Consider the following 14,202-nt stretch of genomic DNA (forward strand, 5'->3'; position numbering starts at 1 on the left):
CTAGCAAGTTAACCGCGGTCGTTCACAGACCCGAAGATCCACTCCTCCTCGGAGCCAGCGAGAACTTGAGTCTCTGATCCTCAGACTGCCACCACAGGAAGTCCATCGCCATATCGGCCTTGGCAGGTACCGACGCGAGCGACTTGGCCGACAACGCGTCATCGATGACTACACCGCCAGGCAGTACACAACTGGGCATCTTCCATTCAAATTCTTCAGGCTTCGAGGTGACAGGCAGCGGACCAGATGTTCTAGCGCGCAGTCAAGGTCCGACCGAAGCGTGGTGTTCAGCGACCAAATGCTCTACAGCCACTTCAAGAAACTACCCTGCATGTACCTGCCAGCGATCGCCGTGACCGCTGCTGACCCTGGTTGTTCGACGCCGCCATTCGCCCGTCAACACTCACCGACGAGTACGCCGATGCCGGCGTCTCGACACCCAGCGACGACGGCATCCGCAGTGGGTAACTCTATGTGAATGCACCAGTGCTCGAGCCCGCCGACCACTTGGCCGACGTGCCGGCGGTGGTGGTGGCCTTAGCTACCGGAGCTGCGGAGGTGTCCGGCCAGTGCCATTAGCTCGGCGACGTGGAACTGACCTCGTCGGTGGTCAACGTCCCACTGGCCGTGCCGCTGCGCGACGAACAAGTTCGCCCGCACAACTCAGGGATTCCGGTATCCGCAATGCACCCTCGGGCAACTCGACCGGTCCGACAGAGGAAGTCCAGTCACCGTCATAGCTTCACGCAGCCACAAACCATCACCCGAGGAATACACGTCGATCAGTTGCCTCCCGCGGCCCCGATTTACCATTCCCCAAATGCGAACTTCGTCAGCCACGCCGCGAGATAACGACCGACCAAACATCGCCGCGCGAGAAATGATCACTATCCGACGCAACTTCATCAACAACGTAAATAATAACAGAGGAGTTTCCGACGCGATAACATCGATATCCCTGCTGCTTTACAACCTCCGCCAATGTGTATATTTCAGTCCTTTCAACTTCATTGCAAAGAGATTCGAATCTAATACTCCGCGAGAACCCGCTAAAAGCGTCTTCCAATACCTCCGGAACCAGACCTTGCGTTCCGCCAAAAAGCCGGTGAACCTGTATTGAAATAGTTTCACATACGTCCGCATACAACCCGAATTCAAGAAGTCCATAATCCAAGCGCAAAGACTTTTTTCTCCGGTCAGCAACGTACTGCTCACCAAGAGTGTCGCGGATCCGTTCAGACGAGACACCCAGACCTACACCCGCAACAGTTTCTGTCGCGATTACTCCTACGAGGAACTTTAGGGCCTTCATCCGATCTTCTCCAATGCCTTGATGAGGTAATTCATCTCCGATGCCCTATTCAGCGAGTTCCCCCAATTGTGACCGTTCATATCTGCCATGGCAGATCGTGCCTTGCTAATCAGGTCCGCTCTCAGATCAGGCCTAGCCATAATGGCGGTTCTCGCGGCCTCCACGTCACGCGCGCTGGCCATTCCATTTCTCATACGAAGACCCTCAAAACCCACTCCACCCTTGTCTGTTGGAAAAACTCGAACCTCTGCACTTCCGACATGCATGTGCGCACCCTTCGTGGCCCAGTCCGATGCAGCCGGAGAAATCCGGATAGCAGGTGTAGGACAGTTGTGGACCAGTACCGCGGTGACACTCGCACCTACATGGTAGGTATGGATGCCATCGATGGTCAGGTTGTACACGCGTTGGACTGCAATCCGCTTCTTGATTGCAGTCACCTGAACCCAGGAGCCTGTCGGAGTTTGCAGCAAAGACCCGGCGTGCAGGTCCTTCGCTTCCGTCCAGCGCTTCTGGTCAGGCAGCCAGAACGGGTGCGGATCCGTAGCGATGATCTTGCCTTGACCAATCTCGATCTCAACGAGGCGCTTGACACCTTCCCCGACAATCGTCGCGACGACCTCCCTCGGACCCGACTCAGCGGACTCCGGTTCTGCTGCGAGAACGAGGTCACCCACCTTGATCTCGTCGATTCGTTTGGTTGTGCCATCCGCCATCAAAACTTGCGTATCACCGGTGAAGCTGTGCGGACCACAGGCAGATCGAATTCGAGAAGCAGCTGCCGCAGCCCCGGTCACACCGCCTGCAGCCATCCCCAAGAAGTCGTTAGCAGTTTCCTCCCAGAATTGAGAGTTCGCGCAGGCCGACCAGTTGTCCCGGCAATAATTCGCGGCAATGTCCTTCGCACCACTGATATCGTCAGGGTTCTTCGACAGATGGATCCACGCCATCTGGCAAGCCATGCGCCCGAAGCACGCGTACTCGCCATCACCCATCCCGTTGTCCCAGAACTGCCAGCCATAGAGGGCGCTCATGTACCGCGAGGACCAAATCGAGATAAGTTGGTTTGAATCGTTTGTTCTGGGCGAGTTTTCCCTCGTGAACTTTTGCCGGGGCGATTCGCCGCCGGGGGCGTCGGAAGCCTCAGTCGGTGCGGCCGGGGTGTACGACTCTCGTACTCCTTGGCTGCCGCAGGGGCCGTCGTCCATGCAGCCCATCGCGAGCAGGCCGGTTGGGTCACTGAAGGTGACGGGGCTGTTGTTGGCGTAGGCGTAGCCATTCCACTGCTGTGGATCGGTCGTGTCCATGATCGGGTCGACGGAAATGAACCGGCCGATCGCAGGGTCGTATTCTCGGGCACCGATGTGTGTGAGGCCGGTGTTGTCGACTGTGCCGCCGACGAGTCCCTTGTCCATGAAGGCAGGCCAGGTACCCGTACCGCCGCGGACCTCGCCGAACGGCAGGGTGCGCCGGGTGCTGACCTTCTGGCTGAGAGCGTTGATGGTGATCTGCGTCGTGCCCTGTTGGTCCGCTGACATCCACGTGATGCCGGTCGACGTGCGCGTGCCGATGGGCTGACCCGCGTGCGTGTAGTAGCGGGTACACGTCTTCGCGCCGGACGATGCCGTGTAGCGGAGCTCCTGGCCTGGCAGATACAGCGTTCGTCCAGTCGGGTCTCGCTTGATCAAGCGATGACCGTCGGCGTCGTAAACGTACGACGACGCACCGGACTCGTCGACCGTGGTCGCCACGCGTCCTTCGAGATCCCATGTCATCGTCTGTGTGGCGCTGCCTGGGGACGGACGGGTGAGTGTGTTGCCCACCTCGTCGTAGGTGTACGAAGCTTTCCTGGTTCCCCCTGTGTCCGCGGTTACGGTGCTGGCCAGGCTGTGCTTGCCGGCCGTCGGAAAGTACTGGGTCGTGCGATCGCCGGCGCTCGTGCCGTGTTCGATCAGCTTGGTGCGGTCGCCTGCGACGTTGTAGCTGTAGGTGTGCCAGTACTTCGACGGGCCGCCTAGCGCCTCGACAGAACGCGGTTCTCTGCAGTTGCCGGAGGTCGGGGTCCACGCCTCGATCAAGCGCCGCAGGTGGTCGGTCCCGAAACACTGTGTGTCCGAGCTGACCGAATCTGCTACGCGGGTGATGTTGCCGGCGGAGTCGTAGCCGTACAGCACGTTGGCGACATCCGAAGGCCCAGTCTGCTTCGATGTGTGGATCTGGCTGAGCCGACGGGTGTGCTCGTCGTAATCGCGCAGAACATCAACCGTGCCGCTTGTGCTGTTGCGCATTTGGTAGGTCTGCAGCTCACCGAACGGTGTGTAGCTGGTGCTGGTGATGAGGTCGGTCTTCAGCTGGGTGCTGTAGCCGGTCTTCTGCGTCGTCGGTTGCCCCAACGTGTCGTAGCCGTAGAACAGGGTCTCCTTCTTGAGATCGCCGGTCGCTGCGATTTCAGTTGAGGAGGGCAGGTCGTCGGGGTTGTAGGTGTAGCCGTAGTTGTAGGTGCCGGCGAGGCCGGTCTCGTTCGCCGGGATCGTGATGGTGGTTGCTGTGGGCTGCTGGTCCAGCCTCATGCCGGTGTGTTCCTTGATGTAGGCACCGAGTTCGCCATGCCTCACCGACTTCACCAGCGCACCATTGATCCTGGTGCCGTCGGCGAGCACGTCGTAGAACCACTCCGCGCGCACCGGGCGCGTGGCCGAGTCGTCTCGCGTGCTCGTCTTTCGTCGCAGCGCGTCGTATGTGTAGGCGAGACTCTTGCCTCGTCCATCCTTTGTGGACACGAGCTGGTCCGCGTCGTCGTACGTCGACTCGGTCACGCCCTTGTCCGGGTCGACAGCGCGAACCTGTCTGCCACGTACGTCGTAGGCGTACTGCCATTTCTTGCCTGACGGGTGAGTGACCTCGGTCAGCTGACCCTTGAGGTCGTAGGAGTACTTGGTCGCGTCGAACCCTGTCGCGCTGCCGGCGACGACACCCGAGTGGTACTGGCGAAGCTCGGACTTGCGACCGAGTACGTCGACCAGCGTCGATGTCACGACGCCGCCAGCCGGTGGGGTCACGTCTGTACGGTCACCCGCGTGGTAGGTAGTCGTGCGGAACAACTCCTCACCACCAGGGCTGCCCACCGGAACCAGCTTCTTGAACACCTGGGCGATCTCGCGGCCGGCACCGTCAAAGGTCGTCAACGTCGCCGATGGAACCGCATCCGTCGGCACGAACAGCTCAGGACCGGACATCGCGTTCGCCACGTAGGCGTTGTTTGACCGTACTGCGCGGCCTGCCGAGTCGTAGTAGGTGTCCGCGACTACCGTCTTTGACGTGTCTCCGGTCGCGTCGGGCCGCTGTGTCTGACGTGGCCGGAGCAATCCGTCGAACAGCTCGCGCGACGTGACATATTGGCCACCGATCCAGACGCTCGTCGCGACAACAGCAGGCCCGTTCGTTCGCTCCAGGTAGGAAAACTTCTTGTCAGCAGGCCGTCCGTCGTTGCTGAGGCGAGGTTTCCACACCGCCGTGGTACGGCCGAGGCCGTCGTACTCGATCAACGTCTTTCGCTGATTCTCATCGACGGTGGACGAAGGCGTGCCCCACGCCGGCTGCTGGACCGTCTTCGTGACCCAGCCCAACGCGTTGGTCGTGGCTGTCTCCGTGACCGGCCCACCAGCGGCGGGGGTGTACGCCGTGGTCGTCGTTTCCCTGGGGTCAGTCAACTTGGTGACCCGGCCGTAGACGTCGTACTCGGTCACTGTCTCGGCAAGGTGAGCCGCTGCGCCGTTGACGTACGACTTGAGGCTCTCGGTCCTGGTGACGTCGCTCTTGGTCGGAGCGACGCCGTGGCCCTGGCCGTCGTAGTAAGTCCTGGTGTCTCCTGCGATGTGCGCGTCCTGCAGGCCCACTCCGGCCTTCGCTTTCGCGCAGTTGACGAGAAACTCGCGTTTGCGCGAGACCGTGCCGATCAGCCAGGCCGACGTGTTGCGCGCGTAGTCGGTCAACCTGCACTTCTCGTCGCCAGCTACTGCGTCGTCGCCACGATCCTCTGTTTGCGTCTCAGTTCCGTAGGTCTGGTCGAATTCGGTTACCACACTGGTTGTGCGGAATCCGCGTCCACTGTCGAGCGCGATGCGTGAATGCTTGCTCGCGGTCGAGGTGTAGCGAGCGTAGGTGGTGACGTCACCGATCGTGCGACTTGCCGTCGGTTCCGACTGCCAGGGCACGGTGACGGTTGCGGAGACCTCAGCACCGGTTGGTCCGTTGTAGACGATCTCTTCGCGCACCGTTCCCGCGAAGGCATCCTCGTCGTTCGTCTCGGGGATGTTGCCCACGGCGATGGCCGGCATTGGCACAGTGCGGGTGCCGGACGGAAGCTTGTCGCCGTGCATGCCGCGGAAGTAGCGCTTCTCGGTCAGCGTTTGCTCGCCGGACTCACCCTTGCGCGTCTTGACGGTCCCATATCCGCGCCACACCGACCACGTCTTGTCCTCGGCCTTGATCAGGCCGTCGTCGTCGGTGTAGTGCCACGCCGCGTTGCCGACGTACTCGTAGCTGGTGACCACGCGCGTCGAGCCTCCGGTGAGGTCGGACTCGGTCACGCTGTTCACGACGTACTTGTGGAAGTAGTCCCAGATCGAGTCCTTGTTGCCTTCTGGCTTCCAGCGGACCGGATAGCAGCGCAGAGTGTTGTTCTGCAACGCTTTCTCATCAGGCATCCGCGCACCTGGCAGGCAGTCCGCGCCGGAGTACGTGATGTCGATCTGGCCGCCGGTCTCGGTGTAGATGGTCTTGAGACGCCACCACTTCATCGCCGCGTGCTGATCAGAATGGGTGTCGACGCGGTTGCTGCGCTGTTCGCCCTGGAACCGGATGTCCGGCACGGCGGTCTGCTGGCCGACCAGACCGACGCGCGAGATCTTGTCCAGCCACAGACCTGCCCGTGTGCCATCGCCGGGGTCGGGGAACGAGTGACCTAGTGTCCACTTCTCAACCGGGTTGCCACCGACCTTCGTGGTCACTGAGGCGAGTCGTTTGGTCGACCAGAACGTCGGGGAGCCGGTGAGGCAAGGACTTGCATCGCACGCACGGTCCCACGGCACGTCCGGCCAGTGCACGGCGTCCTTCGTGCCACAGTCAGCCAGGCAGCGGTCTGCCGGCTCGAACACGACCTGCATCGGCGCGGTTTCGGACCGGTCGCTGCGGGTACCGTAGTCGATCTGCCGCAGCACTGACGCCCTGTCGTACTCGACGGGATCGGTCGTGGTGTTGTTGCGGGCGTACTTGTTGGTCTCCTTGTCGTAGCTGTAGCTCATGGTGTTGCCGTGCAGGTCAACGACATACTCGAGGTTCCAGCGGTATGGCTGCGAACAGAACGAGTCCTTGAACGCGGCCGCCTCGCACGGTTCACCGGCGTGATTGCCCGCGACCTGAACGTTGAGCACGGACTGGCGGCTGCGCCCGAACCAGCGTTGAGCGCCGTCAGGAGTTGTGACGATCCAGTGCGCGCCGTTACGCGCGCCATTGTCGACGCCCTCGGCCCCGTCGCGGAACTCGACGCGGGTGCCGTCGTCATTGCGTAGGCGCCATCGCTTCGACGGCGCAGGTTCCTTGATCAGCTCCCCCGCGTGGCCCTCCATTGACAGGGTGGCGTTCTCGTTGCGCCAGCACAGGTCGCCGGTCTCGGTGGTGTTGCGTGCGCCGTTGGCCATGTCGTCGGCACAGCTGACGTACTTGCGTTCGATGAAGTTCGCGCCAAGCTCGAAGCCCTCACCAATCCACGACGGCTGATTGTTCGAGGCCGCCATCCGACCGTCGACACTCGCCGACGAGTACTCCAGCGCCAGCAACGGCGTCGGGCCTCCCAGCGACGGCGGCATCCGCAGCGGGTAATTCCAGGTGAACGCACCGGTGTTCGAGCCGGCCGACCACGTGGCCGACGAGGAAAGGCTGGTCGCCTTGAAGCTGCCCGATCCGCTGGAGGTACCTGCGGCCAGAGCCATGAGCGAACCGTTTAACGAGCTCGCCTCGGTAGCGGTAACTGTGCCCTTGGCCAGGTCATTACGCGACGGAACAGCCTTCGCGGCGCACTCCGGCTTGTCCGGTGTGCGAAGGGCGCATTCAGGTAACTCGACCAGTCTCAGCCGGGAAGCCCAGTCGCCACCGTAGGCCCAGCGGAAGGACGAGTAGTTCACTTCGACCTTCGCGGACCCACCCGAGACATTGAACAGAAGGCCGTCAACACCCGACGCACGGGCCTTCTCCCGGTCGAACGTCTCGATCCTGATCTTCGGCTTGCCCCTGGCCACACTTGCCTGCGCGCCGTCGGCGGCAGCCACCGACACCAGGGTGTCTCCGACCCTCGCGCTCTTGTTCGCTGCCACCGCCCCGAGATCGATCTCGGCGACGGATGCCTTCGGCCAGACCGGCGCACTGCCGGTGAAAGCTGTGCCAGTTCGAACGTCCTCGTTCTTGCGCAGGCCGGCTTTCTCACCGGCGATCACGCGTTCCTTCTGCGGTGCGGGCGGCCGGTACGGCGCCGCGGGTGTGGGCGAAGCGGTGAGCACAGTCGACGCGAGCGATGCGGCGAGTGCGACGACCAGTCCACGCTTGGATCGGGCTGTGGGCATGACACAACTCCAGTTCTGGGCAGGGTGGACTGGTCAGCTGAAGAAGACACGGGCAGGCTCGAACCAGCCGGAGCCCACCTGCTTGGACTCCGTGTACGGGAATCCGGTGAGTCCGTTGGTGTTGGCCCACGACCACACAGTTCCGTCCAAGCGAACAGCGATGATCTCGGCTTTGCCATCGCCGTTGATGTCGGCAAACCACGTGCGATCCGGCGTCCAGTCCGACCCGATCTCCTGCGAGATGTCGTAGGAGCCGTAACCGAGGCCGCTGAGGTTGCGGAACGCCGACACGGTCTTATCGGCATTCACCGTGATGAACTCGGCTTTGCCATCACCGTCGATGTCCGCGAACCGAATGCGGTCCGGGGTGTCGGTGGTGACCTTGACGATGACCGGCGTGGTCGCGAACGCAGTCGACTGGCCACGCTCGTTCATGCCGAACAGGTTGCGGTACACCCGAACCCTGCCGTCCTCGTCGATCGCTACGCGGTCCGAGCGGCCGTCACCGTCGATGTCGGCGAAGCGAATGCGGGTGGTCCCGCCGGGCGCCGAGCCGATGACGGTGGCAGCACCGAACGGGAACCCGTTCATGCCGTTGACGTTCTTGAACGCTCTGATTGTGCCGTCCGGGTCGACCCCGATGATCTCGGACCTGCCGTCACCGTCGATGTCGGCGAACCAGGTGCGCTCGGACGCCCAGCCCGAACCGATCACCTGCGGGTCATGCGGGTAGGGAACGGTGTCGTTGACGTTGAGGAACGCGCGAACAGCCCCATTCGCGTCCACTGAGATGAGCTCGTCACGAGCATCGCCGGAAACCGAGGATCCGGCCCGGGGTGTCCGGTCGAGTGCCTTGGGAGCCAGCACTCCCTGGAACGCCTTCAGTTCGTCGATGTTGCCGTTGAAGTACTCGCCGGCGCTGCTGCGGCCAACCGACAGCACACCGGTGGAGTTCCAGCCGACGACGCCGGTGACTGTGCTCTTCAGCATGTCCGGACTGTCTTGGTAACCGACTGTCAGTTTGAGGATGCGGGCGCTGGCGTCGTAAGTGGCCACGAGGTGCGTCCACTTGTTCGCCACAGCATCGCTCTTGGCCCGCCACCACGTCGACGGGTTCACCGCCGCGTTCGGCATCTCGGCGCTCCACTGGGAGCCGTCGTACCTCAAAGTGAAGGAGTCCACTCCGGACGGTCCACGCTGAACGACGACGGCCCGGGCGGTGCCGGTGCCGTTGAGCTTGGCCCACACATCTACCGAGAATGACTGGTCGGTGTTCAGCACAGGCTCGCTCGTGCTCGCGGAACCGTTGGTGCCGTTGAGCTCCAGACCACTAGCGCCCTCCACGGCCGCTCCCCATTTGGCGCCACCGGCGAGGTTGAGCGCGAGATGGCGGCCGTACTGCGAGGTGTCACGAGCGGTCGAACCGGTCTCCTCGTTGAACTGCCACTCCCCTACACCGCTCGCCTCGGTGGCGTCGGCCATGGACATGACCTCTTGCGGTGTGATCGTCCGGTTCCACACGCGCATCTCTGCCAGGTCACCGTGCCACGCGTCGGCCGCGGCGGAGTTGCGCAACGCTTTGCCGATCCACAACTGTCCATCGGCGTTGAGCCCCTTCGTCACTGCTGCGGTCGTGCGCTGCAGCGCGCCATCGACGTACAACCGAACCTCTCCGCTGAGGTTGTCTCGTGTCCCAGTCAGATGAGTCCACACACCCGCGACAGCCAGAGCATCAGACGTAGCCACGTTCTGCGCGGCATTTACGGCGTCGTTCGCAGCCAGCGCGAACACCCACTTGTGCGCTGTAGCGTCGTACCCGAGCCGGAACGCGGACGTCGTCGCGCCCTGCTGACTCACCACCGTGCGATTCACCACGTCATCGGTGAGCCGAACCCACGCGGAGACCGAGAAATCCTTATCGGTGTCAAGCACCTTCGCCGTTACCGCACCGTCGGCCACGCTGCCATCAAAACCCACCGAGCCCTGACCACCAGCGGCTCGGCCAGCACGAGCCGTGTCAAGACCAGACAGCGCGAGGTCATGGCCGTTACCGGTGGCGTCGAATGCTGGATCATCACCACCGAACCAATACGCCTCGGCAGGCTTCGCCCCCGCCACAGTGAACTCAAACGTGCTGCGCTTCGACAATCCGGCGTGATCAACCGCCTCGACGAAGAGCTTCTTCAAACCGGACGACGGAGGCGTCCACCGCACAGACTCACCGGCGCGCACCGTCGTCGACGGCGGGTTCGTGAAACCCCAGCGATACTTCACGACATCGGTCGAGGTGCTGGAGAACGTGAACGTGTCCGCAACGCCGAGGGATCCGCAACCGTCCGGGGCGCAGCCCGAGGTCTTGTACACCGACGAGGTGAGAGTTGGTGCGTCGGGTGGGGTGGTGTCTACGCTGAATCCGCACCATCCTGACGACGGGCCCCACACCTGCCAGTCGCCTGCGGTGACGCGGAAGACGTACTTGCCGCCGTCGGTGAGGCCGACGCCTGCCATCGGCCATTGTTGTCCGCCGTAGCCGGTGCCGACTACGCCGGGGTAGAGCTGCCAGCTCGTCCAGCCCGGCAGGTGCGCGACGATGTCGGGGGCGCCGTCCCCGTTGAAGTCCGGGGTCATCAGGGCGCGGGCGCCGGACCAGCCGACACCGATCTCGTGGCGGCCTGGGCTGCCGGTGTAGGGCGAGCGCTTGCCGCTGCCTGGGTACAGCCACACGCGGTTGTCGTACTCGGCGATGATGTCCGGAGCGCCGTCACCGGTGCGGTCGATGATGCCGTAGAAGGTGTACGGGCCGAAGCCAACACCGATGCGAGCACGCTCCTGGGTGGACTGCGCCCGCTTGCCCTCGCCGGGGTACAGCCACAGCTCGCCGTTGCCGTCCCTGGCGATCAGGTCCTGTTTGCCGTCCTTGTCAAAGTCGGCCAGGCCCGCCAGGAGGTAGCCGCCGAAACCGAAGCCGATCCTGACAGGCTGCTGGGTCGACACGGCGCGGGTGCCTTCACCGGGATAGACGTACAGTTCACCGGTCGAGTCGTTCCGGGCGAGGATGTCCTTCTTGCCGTCGTTGTCCCAGTCCGCGACGCCGGCGATGGTGAAGCCGTTCCAGCCTTCACCGATCAGCACCCGAGCGCGCAGAATCCTTCCGTTGCCGGGGAACAGGTAGAGGAACCCGGCGGTGTCGCGGGCCAGCACGTCCGGGTGGCCGTCGTTGTCCCAATCCCCGGTCGCGACAAGGGTTTCCGAACGATCGAGCACGCCGTCGTCCAGGTTCGGCGGCTTCGGGATCGTGGTCTGGGCTGTGGTGTTGCTGCCCCACGGATAGGTGTCGCGCACCTCGGCGACTGGCGTGTAGCTGCCGTTCTCGCGGACCCGTGCCCATTCAAAGCGGGCCTGCAGTGACGGATCGCCGTCCTTGTCGTTGACGCGAGCGCGCAGCGTCGGCGTCACAGTGGGGACGAACGAGGTGAGGGTGCAGGGCTTGAGGTCGGACGTCAGACTGTCCGGCGCGTCCGGCGGCGAGTTGTAGTCGATCGCCAGTACCGGCGTGACGGCGTTGAAACGCTTCCACTGGCCTGTGTCGCCCTCGTTGCCGACATGCAGCACGAGAGTGATGGCATCGCGGTTGCTGTCGGCCGCGGCCTGGACGACTCCCCTTATGTCGAACTCGACATCGCCGGTGCCGGAGCAGTTGTGCTCGTTGGTGTACTTGTGGTTCGCGGGGACTGACGCCGCCCACTCGTTGCCCATCCAGCCCGGCTGGTTGTTCCACGTCGTCGAACCGTCGATGTCATTGGTCCAACGGGCTGTCGCGTTGGAACCACCGTTGTTGCAGTGCGACGCCCACATCTGCTGGATCCGGAACGACGCCCCGTTGATCCGCTTTCCCTTGACACCGCTGGTGTCCATCTTGAAGTACGACCGGACGTTGTAGGTCGTGCCGGACGCACACCCGCCAGTCGAACCGGGGAAGTCGCAGATGAGACCGGTGCCGACAGCGCCCTTCATGTCGGCCTCCTGCAGAAACCCGCCCTGCCAGAAACCCTGATTGGCCATGTTCGTCTTGTTCGTGACCAGCACCCACTGACCGTTGTAGATGCGCCCCGTCCACGACGGGTCGATGTACAGCGGGAACTGGGTCGACGTGTCAGCCATCATCGCCGCATCCGGCGTGACGGTCAGCTCGCCGTTGGCGACCGAGACAGGCATCGTGACCTGACGCGGCGGCCTCGGATCAGCCGCCGCCTTCATCGGCACCGTCGCGGCGGACTCCCACATCAACGGCGTCGGCGACGCGAAGATGACGTTGCCCTGCGCATCCTTGGCGTCAAGACCACCCGCGCCGTTGGACGCCGCCGTCACGTTCTTCGTGGCGAACCCGAAGTTCACCTTGGCCAGCTTGGAGTTCTGAGCCGCCGTCCGGTTCTTCACGATCAGCAACTCGGAGAAACCACGAGCGGACGCCGTCAGCCGCAGATCGACACCCGGCAGCACCTCGGCGTACGTCGCACTCGGACCGGCCAGCGTCGGCGTCGGCAACGCACCGAACGGCCACGTGATCGACAACTCACGATCCCCATCGCGCAGCACCGCCGCCGGACCCTCACCACCACCGGAGAACACCAGCGGCAGCGCCGCAGCCTTCGGAGTCACCGTGGTGCCGGCAGACACCAGCTCCACGTCGATCGTCGTCCAGGAACCGTCAGGCTGGCGTGACCAGCGCGGCTCCACCGAACTCTCAGTCGTGTAACCACCATCCGGCTTGGCGAACGTCTGCGAGTTCTCCGAACGCCGATCGCTGATCTCCACCCGGCGATCGCAGCGCGCCGCCATCTCAACCGCCGCCGCCACAGTTGGCTGCGCGTCAACGCATTCCGGCTCGGCCGCACTGGCCGGCACAACTGTGAACGTTGATACGACTGTCAACGACAAGAACGCGCGCAGGAACAAGCCCTGCGTCACCCCGACGCGTGTCAAGAAAAGCCCCCCGCTATCCGCGCATGTCCCCCGACAACACGCGAACCCCACCCTCGGCCGAGGAGTCTGCCTGCTCAGATAGCAAATGACAATGAGGCCGAACGGGTGAGACCGAGCGCACGGCGATACATCAGACAGAGGAGTGTGACGGTGAAGGTGCCAGACGGCCTGCAGAAGTCCTGTGTCGCATGCGTGCGGCACAAGGTGGGCCTGCGTCACGTGGTGCAGGAGCTGTGGAAGGACCCGGTGCGGCTGTGGTGACCGCATCCCGGCGACGCGTTCCCATCGCCGGGCTCTCGCCTGTCAAGGAAGTTCGATCCCGCAGGATCCAGTCCTGGTAGGTCATGCCCAGGTAGTCACGCCTGGGCGTGAAGTCAAGCGCCGATCGGCTTGCGGACTTCGGCAGCCTTCGCTTGACCGTATTTCGTGAGCAGCACTTCATCGATCATCTGGGCATGCGTCAGGTTCTTCTGCTTGGCGATCGCACCCAGCGTGGCGTCGGTGAAATCAAACAGCGACGGCAGATTGAACTTCCACTCGCCGTCCTCACGCAGGAAGCTGAGGAACACCGTTGTCTGTGCGCGGGCCGCGCGCACCTTGGCCAATGCCTTGCCATCGTTGATCGTCAGGTCGCCCAGTGTGATGGCGCTGATGCTGTCCTCGCTGACCAAGCCCTGGTCGATGACAGCCTTCACCAGCTCGCTCGGAGACGCGGTGCGCAGCAGGGCGGGGTTCATGTCGCCGCGCATCGTGTACGCGAGGATCCGGCCGCTCGGAACCAGGGCGGCGACCTGCTGCTCGGTGCCGGTGAGCGCGACTTTCCTGATTTCGTCGTAGACGCTGAAGGTGCTGCTCGACAGCACCGATACGGCGGTGGCACCATCTTTGGCTCGCACGGCCTTCGTGAAGGTCTCGAAGGTGGCACCGACGGCCTGGGAGTCGTCGACGACCTGCGACGTCGAAGACGGAGTGGAGGTGGTGGTCGGTACCGAGGTGCCACACGCGGCTCCGAACAGGCACACGGCTACCACGAGAAGTCGCTTCACCAGCGGAGCGTAGCCAGTCAGCAGGCATCGAGAACGCAGACCCGGAAGTTAGGCGCGGTCGCCATCAGCTGAAGCCGCGGGAACAACCCACGGACTTCCGCCGCTGGTAACGCTCACCCTCGGCCGATCAGGTTCGGCCAGAGGATCCGTTTCAGCGCTTTCCGTTCCTGTTATCCGGGGAAGAGGAACCAGATCAACAGGACGGTCCGCTGCGGCACGTGCTGGCCGAAGCCGGTATGAGCCC

General features: G+C 63.4%; 4 protein-coding genes. All 4 read right to left on the reverse strand.

The genetic code is table 11. The features are described from left to right. Window positions 1-832: 832 nt before the first annotated feature. The gene (locus tag SK803_RS15730) at window positions 833-1,312 is read right to left on the reverse strand and encodes a hypothetical protein (RefSeq protein ID WP_319966732.1); all 480 of its coding nucleotides are present in this window, start codon (window positions 1,310-1,312) and stop codon (window positions 833-835) included. Continuing rightward, complete coding sequence (locus SK803_RS15735; protein ID WP_319966733.1) at window positions 1,309-7,929, reverse strand: polymorphic toxin-type HINT domain-containing protein; 6,621 nt, start codon at window positions 7,927-7,929, stop codon at window positions 1,309-1,311. The genes SK803_RS15730 and SK803_RS15735 overlap by 4 nt, the downstream gene beginning before the upstream one ends. 33 nt (window positions 7,930-7,962) lie before the next feature. Then, window positions 7,963-12,885, reverse strand: a complete 4,923-nt coding sequence (locus SK803_RS15740; protein WP_319966734.1) for a LamG-like jellyroll fold domain-containing protein — start codon at window positions 12,883-12,885, stop codon at window positions 7,963-7,965. A 401-nt stretch (window positions 12,886-13,286) separates the two neighbouring features. Further along, window positions 13,287-13,958, reverse strand: a complete 672-nt coding sequence (locus tag SK803_RS15745) for a hypothetical protein (RefSeq protein WP_319966735.1) — start codon at window positions 13,956-13,958, stop codon at window positions 13,287-13,289. Between the last annotated feature and the right edge of the window lie 244 nt (window positions 13,959-14,202).

The organism is Lentzea miocenica (genome assembly GCF_033949945.1).
Lineage (GTDB): Bacteria > Actinomycetota > Actinomycetes > Mycobacteriales > Pseudonocardiaceae > Lentzea > Lentzea miocenica.